Raw genomic sequence first — 24656 nt, 5'->3', positions numbered from 1 at the left:
GTTCTACTCCTTGGTCACGTCATGCCAGCGCGTCGACCATGTCGTATGCCCGTGATAGCCCTTGACGTTGGCGCGCATGACATAGGGGTCGGTTCGCTGGAAGAAGATGACCAGCGGCGAAGCCATGCCGGCATAGATGCCGTCCATCTTCTTGAAGATGTCGGTGCGTTTTTCCGTGTCGCGCTCCTTCATCGATTGGTCGATGAGCGTGTTGAGCTCGTCCACCTTCATGCCCGTGCGCCAGAGGTAATAGCTGCCGAGGCGGGCCTCGTCGCTATTGTCGGGGTTGAAGGCATATTGCGTGGCCACGGCGAAGGGATCGGGCAAGCGGGCGCCGGAATTGCCGAGCAGCACTTCGAATTTGCGTTCGCGGAAGGCGGGCGTGAACTCGCCGGGCACGAGCTCGAGATCGAGGCCGGCGGCGCGCGCACTCGCCTGCAGCGCTTCGGCGAAGGGCAGGGTCGGGGCTCCCGACGGATTGAGCACCTTCTTCAAGCCATTGGGATATCCGGCTTCCGCCAGCAGCTGCTTGGCCTTGGCGGGATCGTAATCGTAGCGGACCGCCGCCTCATCGGGAGCGCCGATCATGCCGCGCGGGATCATCGACTGCCAGGGAAAGCCCGTATGGCGCATGATATTGCCGGAGATCGCTTTCCAGTCGAATGCATGCTGGAAGGCCTCGCGAACCTTTGGCTTCTGCAGATCCGGGTCTTTCTGATTGAGGGCGATATAGTAGAAGCCGAGACCCGGGACATTCTCGATGACCATGTCCTTCTTGGTGGCGAGCGCATCGAGGTCGCCGCTTGCAACATACTGGCCGACATCGACGTCGCCGGCTTCGAGCTGCAGCCGGAGATTGCCGGATTCAGGGATGTGACGAGCGACAACGCGCGCCATGGCCGGCTTGCCGTCCCAATATTTCGGCTGCGCATTGAAGATCGCGACATCGTTCGGCCGCCACTGCGCCAGGCTGAATGGGCCGCTGCCGGCGGAATTGGCGGAAAGCCAGGCGCCGCCGAAATCGCCGTTTGCCTCGTGCGACAGCACCGTCTTCTTGTCGACGATGCCGATCGACGAGCCCGCCAGCGAATAGAGCACCAGATCGGTATTGACCGCTTGCGGCAGCTCGATCTCGAGCGTGTGTTCGTCTTTTGCGCGAACGAGCTTTTCGACGTTTTCAGGTGTGAAGCCCCAGAGCGCGATGTCCGTGGAGCCGACCTGGCCCATCTTGATGACGCGCTGGATCGACCAGGCAGCATCTTCGGCGGTCACCTTGTTGCCACTCTGGAAGACCGCGTCGTCGCGTAATGTCAGCGTGATGATCATGCCATCCGCCGAGACGCTCCATTGCGTCGCGAGCATTGGCTTCAGCGTTTTAAGATCGTCCGGCGACAACTGCACGAGGTTGTCGTAGAGATTCGAGATCAGCTCCGAAACCGTGCGGGCATTGTTCTGGGCCGGATCGAGCGTCCTTATGCCGGTGAGATTGGTGCCGATCACCAGCATGTTGGGCGGCGACGCCGCGAAGCTGGGCTGCGCCGTCGTCAGGGCGCCGGCAATTGCGATCGTTGTCAGTACTTGTCTCAGCATCTCAAGACCTCCCAATCCTGTTGTTTGTGGATAGTGTCGAAATCAGCCGGCCGCCTTTACGGCCGGCTGGTCTGAATGAGTTTGAATGTCGCCTTCGGCCTCCCAGCCTTGAAGCAGCCGATGAAGCTCCTCGCGGTCATGCTGGTCGAGCTGCGGCAATCCCGGCACACGCACGGGACCGACATCGAGACCGGAATAGGTGACGGCTTCCTTGACGACGGTCACGTTCGTGCCATTGCGGAATTTGGTTCGCATCCGCTCGAATGGCTCGAGCTTGTTGACGACCGCCCTGGCGGCGGCAAAATCGCCTTTTTCAAGCGCAGCGTGGACCCCAAGCGAGAGCTTCGGCGCGACATTGACGAGGCCGGATGTGAAGCCGCGCGCACCCGCTGCCGTAAATGTCGGCGCCCAGCTCTCCGCCAGGCCGCAGACGAACAGCGCGCCGCCGGGGCTCGCCGCCGGGATCGCCCTCGACAACAACATCAGATCGGTCGTGGCGAATTTGATGCCGGCAATATTGCCGTGATTTGCGAGGCGGACGATATCAGCGACGGCGAAGCCATCCGCCCTGACATAGGCGATGAGCGGCAGGGCGGAAGCATCCGCAAGATTGCAGAAATAGTCGATCTGGGCTGCAGGTGCTGCGAAGGGATCGACGGGTTGATGCGACATGACAGCGGACGCGCCGATCGCCGCCGCATCTTTCGCCATCCCGATCGCCTCGCGCAGCGACCGGCCGATCGCCGCCGTCACCGGCGCCTTGCCGTTAACGCCTGAAACCGCCGCCTCGTGGACGATCCTAATCTCCTGCGGCGTCAGAGCATAGAATTCCCCGGTATTGCCGGCAGCGACGATGTTGTGAATACCCGCTGCCGCCACCCGCTCATAGACCTTCGCCGTGATCCGGGGTTCGACTTCACCCTGGCTGTCATAGGCGGTGACCGGAACACCCGATACGCCTGTAAGCGCCTTGCGCATGGTTGCGATGCTCATCTTTCTCCCCCGTTATCTTTCCATCAATCCGCCGTCACCCGGAGGGTGATCGGCACGTTGTCATCCGACGGGATGCTCCCCGAAGCGGAAGGGCGGCAGGCCCTCTGCATCCACGTCGAAGGCGATCACCGTCCCCGTCTCGAAACGCCCGCTGCGATCCGTCGACAGGCTCGTGACGAAGAGGGTGCGTAGATCCGGCCCTCCGAAACACGGCATCGTCGGTGCGGGGACCGGCAGAATGTAGATTTCGACGACTTCGCCTTCGGGCGATATTCGGTTGAGGCGACCGGCGGAAACGCCGGCACTCCAGTAGAACCCGTCACGATCGGTTGTCGCTCCGTCCGGCCGACCCTCGTCTTCAGTGAAGCTGCGGAGCCGGCGCCCATCGCCGAGGTCGCCCGTATCAGGATCGAAGTCGAATGCCTGCAGGAAGCATTGCCGGCTGTCGGAATGATACATCCGCCGGCCATCCGGCGACCAGGCAAGGCCGTTGGAGCTCGTCAGGTTCGTGGCCACGGTCCGCGTGCTGCCGTCGGCGCTCACGCGGAAAAGTGCGGCCTCATCGATCTGCGGCTTGGATTCACTGATCGAGCCGATCCAGAAGTGCCTGTCGGGACCGACCTTTCCATCGTTGAGGCGGCAGTTGATGTCGCGTCCGACCGGATCGCACAGAAATTCCAAATCTCCTGAGACGGGATCGAAAAGATGGACGCCCGTCTGAAGCGCCACGACGATCCTGTGATCGCGGCAAAGCCCGAGGGCGCCGATTGCAGCCGGCATGTCGAAGCGGTCGATCTTTCCAGAAGCCGAGAGCCGGACGAGTGCCGGCGCCAGAATATCGACGAACCACAAAGTGCCGGTCTCTTCGTCCCATACCGGTGATTCACCGACCGTCAGCGGCTGCTGGAACACCGGACGGACGTCCGGGCGGATGATCCGAGGCGCAGTCATTCAACCGTCTCCAGGCTCTTGGCCAGGCCCTCGGCATCGCGCATGCGGATGGTACCGTCGTGATTGATCTCACAGAACCCGCCACCCTGGAACGCCAGCGCGACCGGCCCCTCGGATCCCTCTTCGATGCGGGCGTGATCACGCGGCCGGTCCTGTGGCTGGTAGCCCAATCGTGCCGCCAGATCGTTCTCCCACCACATCTCCTCGGTGTCAGAAACGCCGTAGACCACTGTTGCTGCGATCAACGGGTGCGAAAGGCCGATCCTGACCAATTGCGCCAGGTCTCGCGCGCTGATCCAGATCGCAACCGATCGTTCGCTGTTGGGATAGGTGCCCGCATTGCCGATGCGGATGGAAAGAGAGCGAATGCCCGACGTGTCGTAGTAGAGCCCCGCCACAAGTTCGCCCCAGCATTTGGAAAGTCCGTATGGGCTGTCGGGGCGCATCGGGTCGAGCGGCGACACCAGCTGGCCGCGCGGATAAAAGCCCGTGGCATGATTGCTCGATGCATAGACGACCCGCTGGACCTTGTTGATCCGCGCGGCTTCGTAGAGATTGTATGTTCCAAGCACGTTCGCGTGCAGAATGGCATTCATGTCCGTGCCGCTTGCGATACCCGCCAGATGGACGACGCCATCGATATCCTTCAGCGCAGCCGTCGCCTCGTCGAGCTTTGTAAGGTCGGCCTTGACGAAATTCTCGTTTTCGCCAAGCCCGTCAGGTTCCTGGAGATCAATCAGGCTGAGGTGCTCGACATGCGACCGAAGAAGCGGGCGCAGTAGCGTCCCTACACGTCCGGCAGCACCCGTCATAGCGACCCGTTTCATCGTCTCTCCTCCCATATCGCTCAAACGCCCTGGAACATGCGGGCACGAGCATTCAATATGTGTTTTTTCATCGCATCATGCGCTTCGGTTTCCCGGTGCGCGAAGATCGCCTCAACGATCACCGCATGCTCATCCTGGACGCTGCGGATCTGTTCCGGCGTTCGCTTCAAGCTCAAGCTTCGCGTAACGGAATGCCCGATGGCGAAATGCGGCTTGAACCACTCGCGCAGGGTGATGTGGAACTGGTTCCCGGTCGCCATGGCAATTGCATCATGCAGAGCCTGGTCCTCCTCGGCGCCAAGCTCCCCGTTGCGCAAACATTGCTCGATCGACAGAAGCGCTGCCGTTATCCGCTCCCTGTCGACCGGTTGCCAGTTTCGCGCTGCAAGCTCCGCCGCCTCGGCTTCGAGACCGGCGCGGAATTCGAAGAACCGCTGGACATCGGCCAAGGAGCCGACCGGCACCATTTTCAGCATCGACGAATCCGGCCTTTGTCTGACATAGGAACCGGAACCCTTGCGCGAAACGACCAAGCCATCGGCTCTCAAGCGTTCGAGCGCTTCGCGCACGACGGGTCTCGATGCGCCGAAATCAGCGGCGAGCTTCGTCTCCGGCGGCAGCCGTTCGTTCACCGGAAAGTTGCCGTCGGCGATCATCCCCACGATCTTCTCGTAGATGATGTCGCTGAAGCGCGTTGCGCCCCTGTTCGAAACGGCATCGACGGCGAGTGTCATCATGGTCCTTTTCTCTCAAGGCCGCGTGCGCCGGGTCAGCGGCCACACCTTGGCTGTCGCCGGCCATGATGTTCAGGGTGGCGACAGCATCTGACAGATCCAACGTTTTTCGTCCTGCTGGCCGTATTTCAGCGGCACAACGTCGCATTTCAATGCAGCATGGCTACAAAATTTGTAATTATCTGTCAACTCTTGTAATCATTTGAGAACGTGTCTATGGTTTCGATCGTAGCGCCGAGGAGGGCGTCAGCGTCGGGTCGGGAGCCCGTCGCATCAGCCGGCGCAAAGGCTGCGCCGGCACAAAAGGGAGGAATTCGATGGCCAAAGAAATACTGTCGCGTGGCGTCACCCGCCGCGCCGTGCTTGGTGGCATGGCTGGTGTCGCGGCGCTGTCTATCGCCGGTCGCGTGTCTGCCGCAGGCGGCGAAGCGCCGGCCCTTGCGCAGCTCGCCAAGGATGGAAAGCTGCCGCCCCTGGCTGAGCGCCTGCCGAAAAAGCCGATGGTCGTGACGCCGTTCGAGAAGGTCGGCACCTATGGCGGTTCGCTGCGCCGCGGCCTTCGCGGTTCATCCGACCATAACGGCATCCTGCGTATGGTCGGCAACCAGAGCCTTGTGCGCTGGAACCTCGATTTTACCGCCGTGCAGCCGAACCTTGCCGAGCGCTGGGAAGTCAGCGACGACGCAACACAATTCACGTTCCATCTGATCGAAGGCGTGCGCTGGTCCGACGGTCATCCCTTTACGGCCGATGACGTCGTTTTCGCGATCGAAGACTGCGTCAAGAACACCGAGCTCTACAGCTCGACACCGGCGCAGCTTGCCGTCGCCGGCAAGCCGGTCACCGTCGAGAAGATTGACGACTATACGGTGAAGTTCACCTTTGCTGCGGCCAACGCGCTTTACCTGGAAAACCTCGCCACACCGCTTGGCCAGCATCCGACGCTGTTCCCGAAGCATTACTGCAGCCAGTTCCTGCCGAAATATAATCCCAATATCGAGGCCGATGCGAAGAAGGCCGGCGTCACCAGCTGGACGGAGCTCTTCCGCAGCCGTTGCGGCGACATCGAGATCCCGTCGCGATGGGGCAATGTCGACAAGCCGACGCTCGATCCATGGGTGGTCAAAGAGCCCTATGCCGGCGGCGCGACGCGCGTCGTCATGACCCGCAATCCTTATTTCTGGCAGGTCGATACCGAGGGCAACCAGCTCCCCTACATCGATGAGATCAACTTCGGCATCTCGCAGGACGTCGAATCGCTGATGCTGAACGTCATCTCTGGAAAGATCGACATCCAGGAACGTCACATCAGCGTTCTCGCCAATAAGCCGACGCTGTCCAAGAATATGGAAAAGGGCGATTATCGGCTGCTGACGCTCGTGCCTTCGGCCTCGCAACAGTGCCAGATCTATTTCAACATCACCCACAAAGATCCTGCCATGCGCAAGATGTTTGCCGACAAGGCGTTCCGGCAAGCGCTGTCGATCGGCATCAATCGCCAGGAGCTCATCGACATCGTCTATTTCGGACAGAGTGAGCCCTATCAGGCCGGGCCGCGTCCGACCCATCCCTGGTATAACGAGAAATACGCGCGCCAATTCACCGAATTCGACGCCGACAAGGCAGGCGCGATGCTCGATGAGGCCGGCTATAAGAAAGGCAGCGACGGTTTCCGCCTCCGGCCTGACGGCCAGAAGGTGTTCTTCTCGATCGACGTCATTCCGACGCTTTATCCCGACCTCGTCGATGCCCTGGAACTGGTCAAGGCGCATTGGGCTCAGATCGGTGTCGACATGAAGGTCAACACGATCGAGCGGGCGCTCTATTACACCCGCGGCGACGACAACGCCCATGACGCGGCGGTGTGGCCAGGTCCTGGCGGTCTCGATCCAATGCTCGATCCGCGCGATTTCTTCGCCTTCCATCCGCAGGGTTCGCGTTACGCCATTCCGTGGACGCTTTGGTACACCTCCAACGGTGCACGCGGCGAAGAACCGCCGGAAAGCCAGAAGAAGCGCATGAAGCTCTTCGACGAAGCGCGTTCGACGGCCGATCTCGACAAGCGCGGCGCGATCATGAAGCAGATCTTCGACATCGCGGCCGAGGAGTTCGAGACCGTCGGCCTTTGCCTTGCCGTCGGCGGTTTCGGCATCATCCGCAACAATCTGCGCAATGTTCCCGAGAAGGAGCCGGATAGCTGGTCCTGGCCCAATCCCGGCCCTGCAATGCCGCAGCAATTCACCTTCACGAGCTGATTTTCGTCATAAGCGCCGTACCATCAGGTACGGCGCTTTCTTTCAGTTCGCCCTCCGAGATGCCTTGCCGGCCCTGACGGCCGACAAGGCCCGGAAGGCGGCGTTCAATGCAAGAGGCGCCTCATGCTGGTCTTTATCGCCAAACGCTTCCTATGGATGATCCCATCGCTGTTTGCCGTCAGCTTCCTGGCTTTCGTGCTGATCCAGCTGCCGCCGGGCGATTATGTCACGACCTATATTGCGACGCTGGCAGCCTCCAACGAGATCGTCGATCAGAACACGGCGGCGCAATTGCGCGAGCGCTTCGGCCTCGGCGACCCGATGCTCGTCCAATATTTCAAATGGATGTGGGGCATTCTCACGCGCGGCGATTTCGGCATCTCCTTCGAATGGCAGCAGCCGGTCTCGGACCTGATCTGGGAGCGCATGGCGCTGACGCTGGTTCTGGCCCTGTCGACATTGATCGCCACCTGGGCGATCGCGCTGCCGATCGGCGTCTATTCCGCCGTGCGCAAATATTCGATCGGCGACTATTTCTTCACCGCCTTCACTTTCTTCGGCCTGGCCGTTCCGTCCTTCCTGCTGGCGTTGGTGCTGATGTATGTCGCGGCGGTCGAATTCGGGCAGGATGTCGGCGGGCTCTTTTCGCCGGAATACGAGAACGCGTCCTGGAGCTTCGCCAAAATGGTCGACCTCTTCTCGCATCTCTGGCTTCCGGTCATCATCCTTGCCGTCTCCTCGACGGCGAGCCTCATCCGCGTCATGCGCGCCAACATGCTCGATGAGTTGCCGAAGCCTTACGTCACAACGGCCCGGGCAAAGGGTCTCTCTGAGTTCCGGCTGCTGATGAAATATCCTCTGATGATCGCGCTCAATCCGTTCATCTCGACGATTGCCTGGCTGCTGCCCAACCTCATTTCCGGCTCGGTCGTTGTCGCGATCGTCCTCAATCTGCCGACGGCCGCACCTTTGCTGCTGCAGGCGCTGATGGCCCAGGACATGTATCTGGCCGGCGCCTTCGTCCTGCTGATCTGCGCGCTGACGCTGATAGGCTCTCTGATCAGCGATATCCTGCTTGCGCTGGTCGATCCCCGCATCCGGTTGGAATAGGAGCCCCACGTGGCCGACATCACCGTTACAAACATTCCCCCGGATCGCGCCGCCGTTGCATCGCAGTGGCAACTCATCTGGTGGGCTTTCCGCCGGCACCGGCTGGCCATGGTGGCGCTTGTCGTCACTGTGCTGATGTATATCGTCGCCCTGCTTCCCGGCTTTTTCGCCATCAACGATCCGTACCTGCAAAATGCGCGGGCGACCTTTCACCCGCCGCAGAAATTGCATCTGATCGATACTGAGAACGGGTTCTCCTTCGGCCCGCATTATTATCCGATGAAGCTCACCCGCGATCCGGAAACGCTGGCCGCCATCTACAAGGAAGACACGACAAAACGTGTCGACGTCCAGTTCTTCGGGCGCGGCTATGAATATTCCGTGTTCGGCCTATTCAGGACCAACATCCATCTGATCGCCTCGCCCGACAAGACGACGCCGCTGCTTCTCTTCGGCGCCGACAGGCTTGGACGCGATGTCTTCAGCCGAACTGTGCAGGGCTCGCAGATATCGTTGTCGATCGGCCTCGTCGGTGTCTTCTTCTCGTTGATGCTCGGCATCGTGCTCGGCGGCATCTCGGGGTATTACGGCGGCCGCATCGATTTCTTCCTGCAGCGGGTGATCGATTTCGTGCTGTCGCTGCCGACGATCCCGATCTGGCTGGCGATGGCCGCGGCCCTGCCACAGGACTGGCCTGCGACGCTACAATATATGATGATCACGATCATCCTGTCGCTGACCGGCTGGGCGCAGCTCGCCCGCGTCGTTCGCGGCCGCTTCCTGTCCTTGCGCACCGAGGAATTCGTCGCCGCCGCCAGGCTCGACGGCGTTCGCGAAAGGCGCATCATCTTTCGTCACATGCTGCCGAGCTTTGCCAGCCATATCATCGCGTCGATCACGCTTGCGGTGCCGGCAATGATCCTTGCCGAAACCTCTCTCTCCTTTCTGGGGCTCGGTCTGCAGCCGCCGACCATCTCCTGGGGCGTGCTTCTGCGCGAGGCCCAGAACATTCGCTCGATCGCCACCGCGCCATGGCTCTTCATGCCGGGCTGTGCCGTCGTGGTCGCCGTGATGGCGCTCAACCTTCTCGGCGACGGCCTGCGCGATGCGGCCGACCCCTACAACAAATGAGGCCGGCATGACCGATATCCTTCCTATTGCCGGCAGGCCGCTGCTGCAGGTGAAAAATCTGACGGTCGAGTTCCCTCTGCGCACCGGCGTCTTTCGCGCCGTCAGCGATCTGTCTTTCTCGATCGAGCCGGGCAAGACCCTCTGTGTCGTCGGCGAAAGCGGATCCGGCAAATCGGTGACGGCGCGTTCGATCCTGCAGATCGTCGATGCGCCCGGCCGCATATCCGGCGGATCGATCATACTGAACGATCAGAACGGCGGCTCGATCGATCTGACCAGCCTCAATCCGCGCGGGCGTCAGATTCGAGCGATCCGCGGCCGCGACATCGCCATGATTTTTCAGGAGCCGATGTCGTCGCTGTCGCCGATCCACACGGTCGGCAACCAGATCGTCGAGGCGCTTCGCCTTCACACCCGGATGAGCAAGGCAGAGGCGCGCGCTGAAGCCATATCGCTGCTCAGCCAAGTCGAGATTCCCTCACCGGAAAAAGCGCTGGACCGATATGCCTTTCAATATTCCGGCGGGATGCGCCAGCGCGCGATGATCGCCATGGCGCTCGCCTGCAAACCGCAACTGCTGATCGCCGACGAGCCGACCACGGCCCTCGACGTGACGACCCAAGCCGAAATTCTCGACCTGATCGCCCGGCTGCAGAAGGCCAAGGGCATGGCCGTTCTTTTCATTACGCATGACATGGGCGTCGTGGCGCAGATCGCCGACGATGTGCTCGTCATGCACAACGGTGTCGCCAAGGAATATGCGCCGGTCGAGCAGATCTTTCATGCGCCGAAAGACGACTATACCCGCATGCTGATCGGCTCGGTGCTGAAGCTGGAAGCGAAGGCCGAAATCCGGCTGGCGCGCCCGCCGCTCGACACGACGGCGCCACCGATCCTCGAACTCCGCAATGTATCGATGGATTTCGGCGAGGTGAAAGCGCTGGACGATGTGTCCATTTCGCTTCTGCCGGGCGAAACGCTCGGCATCGTCGGCGAGAGCGGATCCGGCAAGACGACGATGGGTCGCTCGATCATGCGGCTGATCGATCCGACTTCAGGCGAAATCCTCTATCGCCGCGCCGACGGCGACATCATCGATCTGGCAACGGCAAAAGGTCAGCCGCTTGCCGCTGCACGGCGGGAATTGCGAATGGTATTTCAGGATCCTTTTGGGTCCCTCAACCCACGCATGACCGTCTCCCAGATCATCGGCGAGCCGCTGCTCGTCAATGGTGTCGCAAAGGGGCGGGCGCTGGAAGAGCGGGTTTGCCACCTGATGGAGCAGGTTGGCCTCGACCCGAGGGCACGCGAACGCTACCCGCACGCATTCTCCGGCGGCCAGCGCCAGCGCATCGGCATTGCCCGCGCCATCACCCTCAATCCGCGCGTCATCGTTGCCGATGAGGCGACCTCGGCGCTCGACGTCTCGGTGCGCTCGCAGGTGCTTGATCTGTTGATGCGCCTGCAGGACGAACTCGGTCTCGCCTATATCTTTATCAGCCATGACATCGGCGTTATCCGCTACATGTGTGACCGTGTTGGCGTGATGTACAAAGGCCAGCTCGTCGAAATCGGCGACGCGGAGAAGGTCTGCCGCACGCCCGAGCACGCCTATACGCAGGCGCTCATATCAGCGATCCCGCGCCCCGATCCGCGTGATCGCGACCATTCCAGGCGTTTCCGCTATGTCGCGCCCGATAATCTGAAGCCAGGCAATTTGAAGAATGGAAGTTTTCAGCGATGAAAATCACCGGAATCCGCACCTTTCTCATGCATGTCGGTCAGCCCGATCCCGCGAACTGGGCTTCCGACCAACGGTCCAGTAGTGGCGCCTCGAAACAGTTCGGCGGCACCAGAAACTGGCTCTTTCTGAAGATCGATACCGACGAGGGCATCACCGGCATCGGTGAATGCTCAGGCTGGCCGCGCGTCGTCGAGACGGCGATCCATGATCTCGCCCCACTCCTCATAGGCGAAGATCCGGCACATACCGAGCGCTTATGGCAGAAGATGCATATCGCGATGATGGGCCATGGCATGCTCGGAACGGTCGGAGGCGGTGCGATGACCGGCATCGACATGGCGCTTTGGGACATCAAGGGCAAGGCGCTCGGCGTGCCTGTCTGGATGCTGCTCGGCGGCAAGGTGCGCGACCGGATCCCGATCTATTCGCATGCGAATACGCCCGAGCGCGCGCTTGCCATCAAGGAGCGCGGCATAAAGGCGATCAAGTGCGGTGGCGTCGCAGACCCCGTTCGCAAGGTCGCTGCCCTGCGCGAGGCGGTCGGCGACGATATGGACATTGCTATCGATCTGCATGGGCCGCCATGGCTGACACCTGCGGATGCCTGCCGGCTGGTGCGGGCACTCGAACCCTATGAGCTGATGTGGGTGGAAGATCCGATCGCGCCCGAGAATATTGATGGCTACCGGCGCATCCGCGACGCCGCGCATGTGCCGCTTGCCGCCGGCGAGCGCTCAGCGACCATCTTCGGCGAGCGCGAGCTCATCGAGAAGGAACTGGTCGACGTGATCCAGCCGGATACCGGCCGGGCCGGCGGCATCACCCAGATGAAGAAGATCGCGGCCATGGCCGAAGCCCATCATATCCAGATGGCGCCGCATTCGGGTTCGCTCGGGCCGGTGGCGGAATATGCGGCTCTGCATCTGCTTGCAGCGATCCCCAACGCCCTCATCCTTGAGCGGCTCGACGACGACTGGGACGGCCGCCGCCAGACGATCGTGCCGCACCCGCAACAGGTCGACGGCTTGATCCCCGTTCCCGATGGCCCGGGACTTGGCTGCGATATCGACGAGGCCTTCGTGGCGCGCTTCCCCAGCAACGGCAATGTCTCGGTGCCGCAAAGTGCCGGTGCCTACAATCCCGGAACCGACAACGAGCATCTCTACGTGCAGACGCGCCAGTCGCGCCGCACCTATTTCAATCGCTAGAAGGACAGAAAGATGAAGATCGACCGCATGCGGGTTTTCATGACCCGCGACAAGGACCGTCCGCGCGTGATCGTCGCGCTCGACACCGATGACGGGCTGACGGGTTGGGGCGAATGCTACAATCACGGCCCCGACAAGGCGCTGCCGCCGCTGCTCGATTATCTCTACGGATTTGTCTCCGGCCAGGACCCGACACGCGTGGAGTATCTCGTCAATCTGCTGATCCAGCAGAGCCGCTTTCCGCCGGGGGCGCTCGGCCTTGCCGCGATCTCCGCGCTTGATCACTGCCTGTGGGACCTTGCGGCCAAGGCGGTGAATGTCCCGGTCTACAAGCTGCTCGGAGGCGAAGTGCGCGACCGCATCAAGGTCTATGCCGGTGTCTATACCGCGCCGGATGCGCCGGCGGCGCGCGACGAGTTCGATCGTCTGAAAGAGGGGTGGGGTTTCACCGCCTTCAAGCTCAGCCCCTGGCGGATCGACATGCACTCCAACCGCTGGGGTAATGTCGTGAAAGCCTCGGCGGATTATTTCCGCTCGCTTCGCGAAACGGTCAATGACGAATACGAAATCGCCTTCGATGCCCATGCGAAGATTTTCGAACCGATCGCCGCTCGCCAGCTCGGCAATGCGCTGGCGCCTTATGACCCGCTGTTTTTCGAGGAGCCGCTGCGTCCTGAAAATATCGAGGCCTGGGGCGATCTGAAACAGGGGCTCAACTGCACACTTGCGACCGGCGAGTCGCTCTATAACAGAAACGAGTTCCTGCGGCTGCTGCAGGTCAAGGGCGCCGACCTCATCCAGCCCGACATCTGCGTCGTCGGCGGCATCAGCGAAATGCGCCGCATCGCCACACTCGCCGAAGCCTTCTTCGTCGGCGTGGCGCCGCACAACCCGATGGGTCCGCTTGCGACGGCGGTCAACGTTCATTTTTCGGCGGCGGCGCAGAATTTCCGCATCCTCGAATACCGGCTGCCGAAGGGACAGGCCTATGTCTATGGCGGCCTCGATATCGAGAAGCGGGAGGGGGAAACCCGTTACGTCGTCGATCCCTATCTGCCGAAGGACGGCTATCTGGAGCTGCGTCCCGACCGGCCGGGCTGGGGCGTCGAAATGGACGAGAAGGCGATGGAGGAAGAAGGTTACATCCATTGGCAGCGACGCGTGCCGAAGCGGCCCGACGGCTCCTACGCCTTCGCCTGAGGGCATTGCCCGCTTTAGAAAACAGGAGCTGGCCATCGGATGGCCAGGCCAGCTCCCGCAGGGCGACGGCTCTAGGCATCTTTCGGCAGCACTGAGCGAACCCTTGCGATGAAGACATGGAAGTCCCGCATGTAAGTGCGAAGGAAATCGGCGGTTTTGTCGTTCGTGACCTCGCCGTCATCGGTGATCAGCCCCGGTGTGAACTGGATGTAGGCTTCCGGGGCATTCATCTGGGGAGAGTTGCAGAAACTGAGCACACTGCGCAAATTCTGCTGGGCGACCGCTGTGCCTATCGCGCCCGGCGACGTGCCAATCACCGCTGACGGCTTGCGTGTGAACGAGTTGGTGCCATACGGGCGGCTCGCCCAGTCGATGGCGTTTTTCAGGCCGCCGGGTATGGATCGATTGTATTCGGGCGTGACGAACAGCACGGCGTCGACGGCCGCGATTGCCGCCTTGAATGCCTTGCCAGCCGGAGGGTAGTCGGCGTCATAGTCGTAGCTGTAGAGCGGCAGGTCCTTGAAGGATATCTCCGACATTTCAAGTTCCGGCGGGGCGAGCCGCACCAACGCCTTGGCGAGCTTGCGGTTGATCGAGCCCTTGGCGAGGCTGCCGATGAGATAGCCTACTTTATGCGTGGTCATGGCGTTCTCCAATATCTCGCATGATAAGGGACGTATCATACGCAAGAATCATAGAAGGGGTGTCTTGTCCTTCGTTCGCAGGTCACTAATCGCCGAGGAACGTGACCGTCTCGTCGAGCGGGGCGCGGCCCGTACGGGCGTAACTGACCGTGGGATCTTCGTACCCGATCGACATGCCGCAGAAGAGGATGAGCCCGTCCGGGGGTGACAGGACCTCTGCGACGGTCTCGCGAACCTGCGACCACGCCATCTGCGGGCAACTGTGCAGACCTTCGGCGCGGAGCAGCAGCATGACGGTCTGCAGATACATGCCGACGTCGGCCCATTGCGGTAAGCCCAGGTCACGGTCGATGTAGCAGAACAGGGCGGCGGGCGCGCCGAAACAGTTCCAGTTGGCGATTGCTGCCCGCTGGCGCGCCTCCCAGTCCTCGCGCGCAATGCCGAGCGCGCTGTAGCGCTCCTTGCCGAAGGCGGACCGGCGCTCGCCGTAAGGGGGCTTCAGCCCGGCCGGGTACATCTCGTACTGCCGCTTGTCCCAGGCGTCGCCATGGGCCACGCGCTCGACGGCGGACGTTTTGAGCTCTGCCAGCGGCGCGCCGGTCATCACGTAGGTGTTCCACGGCTGGATGTTCGATCCTGACGGCGACCAAGCTGCGGCGGACAGCACACGCTCAAGCACGTCCCTCTCCACAGGCTCGTCTTTGAATCCGCGCACCGACCGTCGACTTTTGACTGCCTCATATACGTCCATGATCGCCTCCATGGCGCTGGCCGTTCGTTACGTCCATACTCATGGCCGCTTCCTCCTGACTGTTCCGTTCCTGATGTGGTTCATTATCTCCATTCGCAATGGAGGCGTAATCACACCGTGGTCTAGGAGGCGTACATCAAACGTACATCAGGGATCGATGCGTTCGGGGGGGCATGTGGGCGAAGCATCGCGGGGCTCCCGCGCCACGGGCGTCCCGGCCTGGAATGACGCCCCTGAACGGCCTCAGCTTGGCGCTTACGCTCAAGCCGCAGTCATCCTTTTCGCCGTCTTCGCCATTGCGCTGCTCTTCGTTGCCGCGGCGCCGATCCCGAGTTGCCTACAAGATCATGCTCCAATCATGAGCCGCAAGAGCAACGCTTCGTCGTCTCGTCAGGTGCCTACGGCTTGGACGCGTTCCACTGGGGGGCGAGGGTGCCATCCGAAGATGTCGGCAAGCGTATCGAGCATCGCCGTGGCCGCGGCGGATTGAAGTGAATAGTAGATCGTCTGGGCAGCCCTTCGGGTCTGCACGAGTTCCTGCTCTCGAAGAATTGCCAAATGCTGGGAAGTCGAAGATTGGCTCAATCCCACCTCGTCGGCCAGGACGCTCACGGACATTTCTCCTTCGGCCAGCAGATGCAGAATGTGAAGCCGTTTGGCATTCCCCATGGCCGACAGGAAGTTTGCTTCGTTGTCGAAGACGTTGGTTTCAGGGGAAGGCGCGGCTGACGATTGATTGTTCAAAGCGAGATCTCCTTGGGGAACCAAAGCCGGGTATCTGGTCATATCCCCGAGCTTTAATTTAGAGATAACGCATGGGTGCGGGGCCGAAACCCATTATCGGCGCCGCATCGTCTTTTCCGGCGCAAATCGGATACGGCGCGCATCAAATGGACAGCGGCGGCAGATCATCTTCGAGGCCGGCATCCTTCGCCTACTAGCGCGGGCCGACCTGGCGCATTTGTGCGGGCAGTGTTTCCCAGGCCCGGATCAGTTCGCCGATGGAGGCCGCCTCCATCTTGTGCATGACATTGCTGCGATGCAGCTTGACCGTCACCTCGCTGATGCCGAGATCGAAGGCGATCTGCTTGTTGAGGCGGCCGCGCGCCACTTCATGCAGGACCTCGCGCTCGCGCTGCGTCAGTGTCTCCAGGCGCTTGATATTGCGCTTGGTGACCGCCGCTTCGGCTCGCCGTTCGGCGTCCATCGCAATGCCGGCAGTCACGGCGTCGAGCAGCGTCTGGTCCCGCACCGGTTTGGTGAGAAAATCCACGGCGCCGGCCTTCATCGCCTGGACGGTCATCGGGATGTCGCCATGCCCGGTCAGGAAGATGATCGGCTTGGAAATGCCGTTTTCGGCCAGATGGCTCTGCAGGTGAAGACCGCTTGCGCCTGGCATGCGCACGTCGAGGATCAGGCAGCCGGGGCTATCCAATATATCGGCGTCAAGCAGTTCGCGGGTTGAAGCAAAACTGGTCGACGGGAAGCCCGCCGACAGGATCAGCTCTGACAGCGCCTCGCGGACCGATGCGTCGTCATCGACGATAATGACAAGCGGCTGATTTTCTTCATAACTGCGCTGCAATGATAACGGCGCCGATCTCCGCGGCAACGGCTGGTCAACTCTCATGTCACCCTCCATCTGTCGATTTATGCAAAGCGTTGGCAATGGCCGTCAGCAGGGCCTGGGCATCGAATGGCTTGCGGAAAAATCCGCTTGCGCCTTGAGCGCGTCCCTGATCGGCTATCTCGTGGCGGCCCGTGATCATGAATACCGGCAGCTCCGGACGCGACTTCCTCACCAGGTCACGAAGCTCGAAGCCGTCGATGCCAGGCATTCCGATATCGGTGATGAGCAGGTCGAGGTCCGACAGCCCGTTGACGAGCAGCGAGCCCGCTGATGAGAAGCTGCGGGCCACATAACCCGCAGATTCCAGAAGGTCGCCCATCGATTCAAGCAACCTTGGATCGTCATCGACAATTGCCACGACGTGTCTTGTTTTGTTCATGTTTCAATTCCCTCCCACTCGGCGTGAGTGGGTTATCGGTATTTCCAATCTCTCCGCGATCCGCACCAGATCGGCGAGTGATGCCGCCGCCATTTTGTGCATCACGTTTCTTCTGTGGATCTGCAGCGTGACTTCGCTGATCCCCAGTTCGGCTGCGGCCTGCTTGTTGAGAAGGCCGCTGACGACCAGCGGCAGCACCTCGCGCTCGCGCGGCGTCAGGTCGAGATAATGTTGTCTGAGCATGTCGATCTCGGCGCGCTCGGCTCTCTTTTCCCGATCCTGAGCAATCGCCGCGTGGATTGCCGCCATGAGATCCGCATCGCTGAACGGCTTGGTCAGGAAGTCTACCGCGCCATGCTTGATCGCACGCACGGAGGAGGGAATGTCGCCGTGTCCCGTGATGAAGACGATCGGCGGATGATCCCCGTCTGCGATCTGTCTCTGCAGATCGAGACCGTTGATATCAGGCAGCTCGATATCCAGCACGAGGCAGGCGGGCACGTCCGGCTTGTCCGCTCTCACGTAGTCGCAGGCCGATTCGAAGGCGATGGCGTGCATGCCGTGCGAGTCCAGCAGCTCGCCAAGCGCTTCCCGGATACGTTCATCGTCGTCGACGATGAAGACGATATGGTCGTCGGCCGTCATGGCGCCGCCTTCGTTTCAATAGGCAATGTGAAGATCAACGTTGCTCCGCACGGATTGTTCTTCTCGGCCCACAATCGTCCGCCGTGCAGTTCGACGATCGAGCGGCAGATGGCCAGCCCCATGCCCATGCCGTTTTCCTTCGTCGTAAAAAACGGCTCGAACATCTTTTCGGGAAAGTCGATGCCCTGGCCGCGATCGCTGATCTCGGTCTGGAGGATATTCCCGATCTGGCGCACGCGGATTTCGATGACCCTGTCGCCTGTCGTGGCGTCCATTGCCTCGATGCCGTTGCGGATGAGATTGATCAGAACTTGCTGGATCTGAACGCGGTCGATTGCGATGAGCGGAAGGGTGGCGTCGGCCTCCACCTCCATCCGAACGTGACGACGCCAGGCTTCGTCGGCCATGAGGTTGCGCGCTTCGTTGACGATACCGGAGAGCGTCGATGGGATCCTCCTGTCTACGGATTGCTTGAACAGAGCGCGAATGCGGCTGACGACATCCGCCGCCGAGTTGGCATCCCGGATGATGCGCTCGACAGTCTTCTGTGCCCGTTCCATATTCGGCGGCTCGGCCATGAGCCAGCGCTGACAGGCGTGCGAGTTGGCCACGACGGCCGCAAGCGGCTGGTTCACCTCGTGCGCGATGGAGGCTGAAAGCTCGGCCAGGCTCGCCACCTGGCTCGCCCGTGCAAGACCCTCTCGCGCTCGACGCAGATCTTCCTCCGCGTGAACCTCACCGTCGATATCAAGGCAGATGACATTCCACTGGACGATGACGCCTTCAGCATTGCGCATCGGTGCCGCACGCGTCTCGACCCAGCGATATTCACCATCATGGCGCCGCAGACGGTGCCTGCGCGCATAGGGCTCGCCAGTGGACAATGAATGGGCATAGTTTTCTTTGACCCCTGCCACATCGTCGGGATGAACACCGGCATCGAGTGTGCCGTCCAGCCGGGTTTTGCCCGTTCCATCCAACTCTTCGAGATTATAACCGAGGAAGTCGCGCAGTTGCTGGCTGCGATAGATCGGCTCTCCATCAGGTGCTGCGCAATCGATCATTGCCGGCAGCGTTTCAACGAGCTGCCAGAGCGATCGTTCTCTCTCCCGCAGTGCCTCCTCGACGCGCAGTTGATCGTCGATGTCATGCGACAGACCATACCATTGGACGATCCGGCCGCTCTGATCCCGCAGCGGCTCCGCGCTGCCTTTCACCCAGCGGTAGACGCCATCGGCGCGCCGCAGACGATACTGGCTGGAAAAGCGCTCCCCGGTGGCGAAGGAATGGTTGAGCGCTTGCTCGAGGCTGGCTGCATCGTCGGGATGGACGGCGGCCTCGATGAGCGCCGCTAGCCGGCCGACGCCGGGCCTTTCCATATCGGCGATGTCGAGACCGAGAAAATCGATCAGGCGCTGGTTGAAGAAGGTTGGAGCGCCTTCCGGATTGAGCCGCCAGAGCAGGCTCGGAACCATGTCCACGAGTTGGGAAAGCTCCCGCTCGCGGTCGCGTAGCGCTTCCTGCGCGCGCATCTCATCGTCGATGTCGACTGATATGACATACCATTGCATGATCGCGCCGCTTTGATCGCGTAGCGGCTCGGCTCGGCCATCGACCCAGCGATAGGCTCCGTCGAAGCGGCGCATGCGATATTTTATCGAGAAGGGATCGCCGCTGGCGAGGGAATGATGAACCGTCTCCAGTAACCTCGATGCGTCATCGGGATGGACGAGGGTGTGAATGACCGAGGAGAGGCGGCTCATCCCGGGCTTGTCCATATCGCCAACATCGAGACCGAAAAAGTCGATCAGGCGCTTGTTGAAGAAGACCGGTTCGCCTTCCGGCGTCAGGCGCCTGATCTGGACCGGGACCATGTCCACGAGCTGCGACAGCTCGCGTTCGCGGTCGCGCAACGCCTCCAGCGCGCGCACCTCCTCGTCGATATCGAGGGAGACGCCGTACCATTGCACGACCGTTCCGTCGTCATCGCGGCGCGGCTCCACCCTGCATTCGGCCCAGCGATAGACACCATCCTTTTCAAGCCAGCGAAACCGCATGACGGAGCCGCCGCCGGTTTCGAAACAATTGCGTAGCGTGCGCTGCACATCGGGCGCATCCTCGGGATGAACCAGCTGCTGCAACAGCTCGTCGATACGCGGTTCGGCCCGCTCGTCGAAATTGGCGATGACGGCACGGAAATGATCCTGGTAACGTTTGTTGAAGTAGGTCGATCCGCCTGTCGGTTCCACGCTCCATATGCGGACCGGCACGGCGTCGATCATCTGCTGAAGCTGTCTTTCGCTCCGCCGAATGGCCTCTTCGGCACGCATCTGATCGTCGATATCGTGACAAAGCCCGTACCACTGGACGATGTTTCCGGCCTGATCGCGCATCGGCTCGGCGCGGCTCGACATCCAGCGATAGAGACCGTCAGCGCGCCGCAGCCGATACCGCATAACGAAGCTCTCGCCGGTGGAAAGGCAATGGCGAAGGGCGTCCCTGAACCCAGTTGTATCATCGGGATGAACGGTGGCCTGCAGGACCGCCTCCAGCCGGCTCATGCCTGGCCTGTCCGAGTCCGCCACGTCAAGACCCAGGAAATCGACCATCCGCCTATTGAAGAAGGTTGGCTCGCCCTCGGGCGTCAGACGCCAGACATGGCTCGGAACCATGTCCACGAGTTGCGAGAGCTCCCGTTCCCGGTCGCGCAACGTCTCCACGTTTTGGCGCAATGTGAGTACTGCCAGCTGGTGCTGTCGGGATATGGCGGCGACAATCAGCGCCGAAAATGCCGAGATGGCCAGAAACAGCTGCAGCATGATCTGATTGTGTTTCTGGGATTCGGGATCACCGGCAAACTGGCTGGCGCCTGTTATCGTGAATACCGCCGTGATCAGAGCAAGCAGAGCGAGCGATACCGCAGCGCCCTTGAACTCGAAGCGGACTGCGGCCCAAAGGAGAGGCGGCATGATAATATAGGCGAAAGGAAGGTAGCCGCTCAACGAAAGAGCCGCGACACCGAGAAAGATCAGCGCCAGGACGCAGGCTTCCACCCATTGCGCGGCCGAGAACTGCGTCTTGCTGCGCCAGCTGTGAAAGAGGACCAAGGCCAGCGGCGAAACGATGAGGACACCGGTTGCGTCTCCGATCCACCATAGCGGCCAGGCCGTCGCGAAGGATTGCGATTGAATCGCGAACCAGGCAAGCGTGGCACTTCCCACGGTCGCGCTGACAATCGGTGCAATTCCGGCAGCCAGGATGACAAATGTGAGAACTTCCTGCAGAGTTTCCAACTGAACTGGGTGCTTCAAGGTCCGGTTCACCAGCCATGCCGCGACCATTGCTCCAAGAGCGTTGCCGACATAAATCAGGAAGGCCGCAGGCACGGGGCTGTAGAACCACAGGAAATTGCTGAACATCTCTGCCAGGCAGCCCGCCAGGATCCACCATGGCCAGCTGCGCCTGGAGGCAAGGATGAGGGTCGCGACGAAAAGCCCGCCCGGAGGCCAGATGGAAATACCCGTTCCCGGCACGATTGCCAGCGACTGTGCGAAGCCGCAGGCGAGTACATAGGCGAGGAAGAAAAGCCCCAGATGCAGGAACTGGGGACGGTGCGACCAGACGCTCAGCATCAACTGCTCCTGCCGGACAGAGAAAACCGGGGGATCATCAGCATTTCCTGCAGCAGTCGTTCTCGATTTCGGGGCTGGCGAGCTCATGTTACAAAGCGTAATCCCGCCGCACCACAACCGCAACTCATGGAAACCCATGCATCGCGCGGGAACGTAGCCGGAATTTTCGGGCGGACGACGGATCGGAAGACTGTCCTGTTTTCCCGATGGCGCATCCTAGACGTCAGGCTGGTACCGCTATGCCCTTCGGCTAGGGCGCCAGACCTCAAGAACGATGGAAGGCGTCCGGCTTTCCGGTCATTGTCGATCGGCGTGAGGCATTGTAGACGACATGCAACAGAGGATGCCGATATGAAAGTCACGGTGGTGGGAGCAAGCGGTCTCATCGGAACGCGGCTCAGCGAGAAGTTGCGCCGATCGGGCCACGACGTCGCGGCCGCATCATTGTCGCTTGGCGTCGACACGGTTACCGGCAAGGGTCTGGACGTGGCGATGGCGGGAACCGAAGTCGTTGTAGACGTGACCAATGCCGCATCGTTCGGCGACAGTTCGGCGTTCGATTTCTTCAAGGCGTCGACGAAGAACTTGCTCGCAGCCGCGGCGGAAGCCGGCATCAGACACTATCTCGCACTCTCGGTCGTTGGCACGCCGCGCCTCGTGGAAAGCGACTATTTTCGCGCGAAAATGGTGCAGGAAAATCTCATCCGGGCTTCAGGTCGACCCTATACGATCCTCCGCTCCACGCAATTTTACGAGTTCATAAACGGATTGATCGACATCGGGGCCGAAGGCAATGTCTTTCGATTGCCATCGGCCTTGATGAGACCGGTCGCAGCCGGGGATGTCGCAGCATTCCTGGCGGAACTGACAGCCGGTGCTCCCTCGGGCGATGTCGTCGAAATCGGCGGCCCGGAGCAGTTCGGCATCGATGAAATCGCCCGGATCTATCTCGCCGCGAACGAAGACGAACGGCAGGTGATAACCGATCGATCCACGTCGTATTTCGGTGTCGAACTGACCGACGACGCCCTGATTCCCGGCGCCGGTGCGCGCATGGCGCGACAGACGCTTTCCGACTGGCTCTACCAATCGATGGGGGAGTAGGCCATGCGGCTTTTCTTCCGGCCGGTTGGAGACTTAAAATCGACCCGCCACAGAACGTTCATCTGGCTGCGATTAGAACCCTCAAAGGCTCACCACAATCTTTAAATCGAGATGAACGGGGGTTTCAAGGCTTGCCTCCTGAAAGATTGGCGGCGGGTACGATAATGAGCGAGCATATTCCGTGTCGGTTGAGCAGCGTTTAACCCAGCCGCCTAGATCAGTGCTTCGGGGATGCCCCAAGGTTGACAAAAAGACATCCATTGCCGATCTCTATCCGGGTCAGAAGGTCGGCCCTTACCTCTTCGCCAACAACCGCCTTTATGTGCCGCCACTTTTGGCTCTTCGGATGTGCGGGCACCGGTACGCCTTCTCGCAAGAACAGCGTTACTTCAGGAGCTTCATCTGATTTGTAGATGCAAATTCTCACCGGCTCACATCCCTGTTAACAGCAAATATTGTGCACTGCAAAACAAGGGATGGCAAACATTCATTTGCCGGGTAAGTCAACGTTGGGCCGGTGTAGACCCGTGATCCTGAGGCGCACTCTGCCGCCCGATGCTGAGGACGGCGTCCGTCGGAAGGTCGAGGGGCGCGACGCCGGAGGTTCGGATGTTTTCACCTAAGTCGCCGGGGTTCATCACCTCGAGCATTCAAGAAACCTTTATGAAGCTCAGGGTTGAACTAGTTGCACCCCGCTCCAAATCCCGGCAACAGCAGTCGAAAAGGAGGGAGGCGCACATGGGCAACGCACAGATCGATCGCGTCGGTCGGGTGAGATCAGGCTTGGGTTTCATTCTCGTCCTCGTTTCCCTACTGTCCAGCCCTCAATCCTTCGCCGCACCCGCCGATATCGGCGGCCTGACGGTGAGCCTGCCCGATGCCGCTTCCGGCTGGAGGAAAGCCGGCAAGGGCAATCTGTTCATGCTGCAGAAGGATTTTCCGGAAACGGAGGATGACAAGCGCGGCAGTGCTCTGATCCAGATCACCAAGCCGCTCCCGGCGGCGCGCAATTCTCTGCAGGCCGGCATGAAGACCTTCGTCGCGACGCTTCCCGACATGGCGAAGGAAGATATCCTGATCAAGCATTATGGGGTCACGGTGAACGGCTACGACATCCGCGTGGAAGAACGCTGCTGCGTCCATCAGAAGAACGTGACCATTAACCAGATCGTCGTCGGCATCGCCGGCGACGAGCGGCAGACCTATCTGCAGCTCGTGTTGCTGAATGTGAACGGCGACAGAAGCAGTAGCGCCGAGGCCGATTTCGCAACCCTCGTGCGCTCGGTGAAGCTTGATCCTTCCGACAAGGATTTCGATCTCGTGCCGGCGAGCGATGACGGCGGGCTGGACGGCGTTTTCACCCATCTCGATACCGGTCTCCGGCCGAATGTCTTCGGTGGTATGGATTTCTATTCGGACAGCACGATCACCACGTTCGATCCGAAAGGGCTGTTCAGCACGGAACTGCCGAAGGGCGGCCGGAGCATTGCCGAACATTGCAGGGACACCCCGACCGATTGCGGCCTCTACAAGCTTGCCGGCGGCGGGTTTTTCTCCTCCGCCGGGTCGATCGAAATGCGCAGCGTCACCTCTGCCTACGGCACAATCGAGATCGAGACGAAACCATTCTCGAAAAAAGGCGAAGACCTGGAAATTGCCGACGCAGACTACCGCGCCGTGCCGCCATTTGATGAGGGTGCGACGCTCGACGGCGAATGGGTATCCACCTTCGCCTCGAGCGGCATGACCGCGACCTCGTCGGGATCGGTGGCGTCCAGCCATACGATGACGCTTCGTCGAAACGGTACTTTCGAACGTACAGGCTGGTCCGGCGCCTCGATGACGAACGAAATCGGCGGGTCGCAATCGGGCGTCACCACGTCAAGCAACCGGCCGGGCGCAAGCGGACGCTACAAGCTTTCTGGCTACCGTCTCGACCTGACCGATGCGAGCGGCAAGACGGAAAGCATGAGCATATTCGAGCCGGACAAAGGTTCCGACGGCCTTCTGGTGATCAACGGCAACAACTACCTGAAGGACGATGGGAAATAGAGAGGAAGCGCCCAAGCTATTGATACATTAGGCTTATATGGCGAGCGGTTGACCTCCCGGTCGGCTGGGAAGCCAC

Annotated in this window: 20 protein-coding genes; 8 read left to right on the top strand and 12 right to left on the bottom strand. The window is 60.9% G+C overall.

Annotated features, from left to right (window positions below; all coding sequences use genetic code 11):
* Window positions 1–3 precede the first annotated feature (3 nt).
* Genes HX898_RS20085 through HX898_RS20065 form a run of 5 tightly spaced genes read right to left on the bottom strand, consistent with a single transcriptional unit; the run spans window position 4 to window position 5095 of the window.
* The gene (locus tag HX898_RS20085) at window positions 4–1590 is read right to left on the bottom strand and encodes an ABC transporter substrate-binding protein (protein WP_138388846.1); all 1587 of its coding nucleotides are present in this window, start codon (window positions 1588–1590) and stop codon (window positions 4–6) included.
* Window positions 1591–1632: 42 nt separating this feature from the next.
* Window positions 1633–2583: a dihydrodipicolinate synthase family protein gene (locus tag HX898_RS20080; RefSeq protein WP_180195504.1), complete on the bottom strand. Its 951-nt coding sequence runs from the start codon at window positions 2581–2583 to the stop codon at window positions 1633–1635.
* A 60-nt stretch (window positions 2584–2643) separates the two neighbouring features.
* Window positions 2644–3534, bottom strand: coding sequence for an SMP-30/gluconolactonase/LRE family protein (locus HX898_RS20075; RefSeq protein WP_180195503.1), 891 nt, complete (start codon window positions 3532–3534; stop codon window positions 2644–2646).
* Window positions 3531–4361: an NAD(P)-dependent oxidoreductase gene (locus HX898_RS20070; RefSeq protein ID WP_138388849.1), complete on the bottom strand. Its 831-nt coding sequence runs from the start codon at window positions 4359–4361 to the stop codon at window positions 3531–3533. Before HX898_RS20070 ends, HX898_RS20075 begins: the two co-directional genes overlap by 4 nt.
* A 20-nt stretch (window positions 4362–4381) precedes the next feature.
* The gene (locus HX898_RS20065) at window positions 4382–5095 is read right to left on the bottom strand and encodes a FadR/GntR family transcriptional regulator (protein WP_138388998.1); all 714 of its coding nucleotides are present in this window, start codon (window positions 5093–5095) and stop codon (window positions 4382–4384) included.
* A gap of 317 nt (window positions 5096–5412) precedes the next feature.
* On the opposite strand from HX898_RS20065, the gene HX898_RS20060 reads away from it, so the two are divergent.
* From HX898_RS20060 to HX898_RS20035, 6 genes are all read left to right on the top strand, one after another.
* Window positions 5413–7350, top strand: coding sequence for an ABC transporter substrate-binding protein (locus HX898_RS20060; protein ID WP_171600416.1), 1938 nt, complete (start codon window positions 5413–5415; stop codon window positions 7348–7350).
* Between the two features lie 123 nt (window positions 7351–7473).
* A complete protein-coding gene (locus HX898_RS20055; protein ID WP_027664799.1) occupies window positions 7474–8460 on the top strand; it encodes an ABC transporter permease in 987 nt (328 codons plus the stop codon).
* A gap of 9 nt (window positions 8461–8469) precedes the next feature.
* On the top strand, window positions 8470–9591 hold the full coding sequence (locus tag HX898_RS20050; RefSeq protein WP_129422515.1) for an ABC transporter permease: 1122 nt from the start codon (window positions 8470–8472) through the stop codon (window positions 9589–9591).
* A gap of 7 nt (window positions 9592–9598) precedes the next feature.
* Window positions 9599–11335 (top strand): ABC transporter ATP-binding protein, encoded by a 1737-nt coding sequence (locus tag HX898_RS20045; protein ID WP_180195502.1) that lies wholly within the window; start codon window positions 9599–9601, stop codon window positions 11333–11335.
* Complete coding sequence (locus HX898_RS20040; protein WP_180195501.1) at window positions 11332–12543, top strand: mandelate racemase/muconate lactonizing enzyme family protein; 1212 nt, start codon at window positions 11332–11334, stop codon at window positions 12541–12543. Before HX898_RS20045 ends, HX898_RS20040 begins: the two co-directional genes overlap by 4 nt.
* A 12-nt stretch (window positions 12544–12555) precedes the next feature.
* Complete coding sequence (locus tag HX898_RS20035; RefSeq protein ID WP_011649533.1) at window positions 12556–13743, top strand: galactarate dehydratase; 1188 nt, start codon at window positions 12556–12558, stop codon at window positions 13741–13743.
* Window positions 13744–13814: 71 nt separating this feature from the next.
* On the opposite strand, the gene HX898_RS20030 is transcribed toward HX898_RS20035, so the two are convergent.
* From HX898_RS20030 to HX898_RS20000, 7 genes are all read right to left on the bottom strand, one after another.
* Window positions 13815–14387, bottom strand: a complete 573-nt coding sequence (locus tag HX898_RS20030) for an NADPH-dependent FMN reductase (RefSeq protein ID WP_028743053.1) — start codon at window positions 14385–14387, stop codon at window positions 13815–13817.
* An 85-nt stretch (window positions 14388–14472) separates the two neighbouring features.
* Entirely contained in the window at window positions 14473–15138 is a 666-nt protein-coding gene (locus tag HX898_RS20025) for a nitroreductase (protein ID WP_180195500.1), read from the bottom strand.
* 390 nt (window positions 15139–15528) lie between these two features.
* On the bottom strand, window positions 15529–15882 hold the full coding sequence (locus tag HX898_RS20020) for a metalloregulator ArsR/SmtB family transcription factor (RefSeq protein ID WP_180195499.1): 354 nt from the start codon (window positions 15880–15882) through the stop codon (window positions 15529–15531).
* A gap of 193 nt (window positions 15883–16075) precedes the next feature.
* On the bottom strand, window positions 16076–16768 hold the full coding sequence (locus HX898_RS20015; protein ID WP_180195498.1) for a response regulator transcription factor: 693 nt from the start codon (window positions 16766–16768) through the stop codon (window positions 16076–16078).
* Window position 16769: 1 nt separating this feature from the next.
* Window positions 16770–17147: a response regulator gene (locus tag HX898_RS20010; protein ID WP_168267667.1), complete on the bottom strand. Its 378-nt coding sequence runs from the start codon at window positions 17145–17147 to the stop codon at window positions 16770–16772.
* A 3-nt stretch (window positions 17148–17150) separates the two neighbouring features.
* Entirely contained in the window at window positions 17151–17792 is a 642-nt protein-coding gene (locus tag HX898_RS20005; protein WP_138332830.1) for a response regulator, read from the bottom strand.
* Entirely contained in the window at window positions 17789–21424 is a 3636-nt protein-coding gene (locus tag HX898_RS20000) for a PAS domain-containing protein (RefSeq protein ID WP_180195497.1), read from the bottom strand. The genes HX898_RS20005 and HX898_RS20000 overlap by 4 nt, the downstream gene beginning before the upstream one ends.
* A 351-nt stretch (window positions 21425–21775) precedes the next feature.
* Here HX898_RS20000 and HX898_RS19995 point away from each other — a divergent pair, with 351 nt between their 5' ends.
* Complete coding sequence (locus HX898_RS19995) at window positions 21776–22528, top strand: NAD(P)H-binding protein (RefSeq protein ID WP_180195496.1); 753 nt, start codon at window positions 21776–21778, stop codon at window positions 22526–22528.
* Between the two features lie 738 nt (window positions 22529–23266).
* Window positions 23267–24580, top strand: a complete 1314-nt coding sequence (locus tag HX898_RS19990) for a hypothetical protein (protein ID WP_180195495.1) — start codon at window positions 23267–23269, stop codon at window positions 24578–24580.
* Window positions 24581–24656: the final 76 nt, after the last annotated feature.

Origin of the sequence: Rhizobium sp. WYCCWR 11128, assembly GCF_013416305.1 — a bacterium.
In the GTDB taxonomy this organism is placed as follows: domain Bacteria; phylum Pseudomonadota; class Alphaproteobacteria; order Rhizobiales; family Rhizobiaceae; genus Rhizobium; species Rhizobium indicum.
Note: the sequence above shows the minus strand (reverse complement) of the source record. Positions and strands in the feature narration are given on the sequence as shown.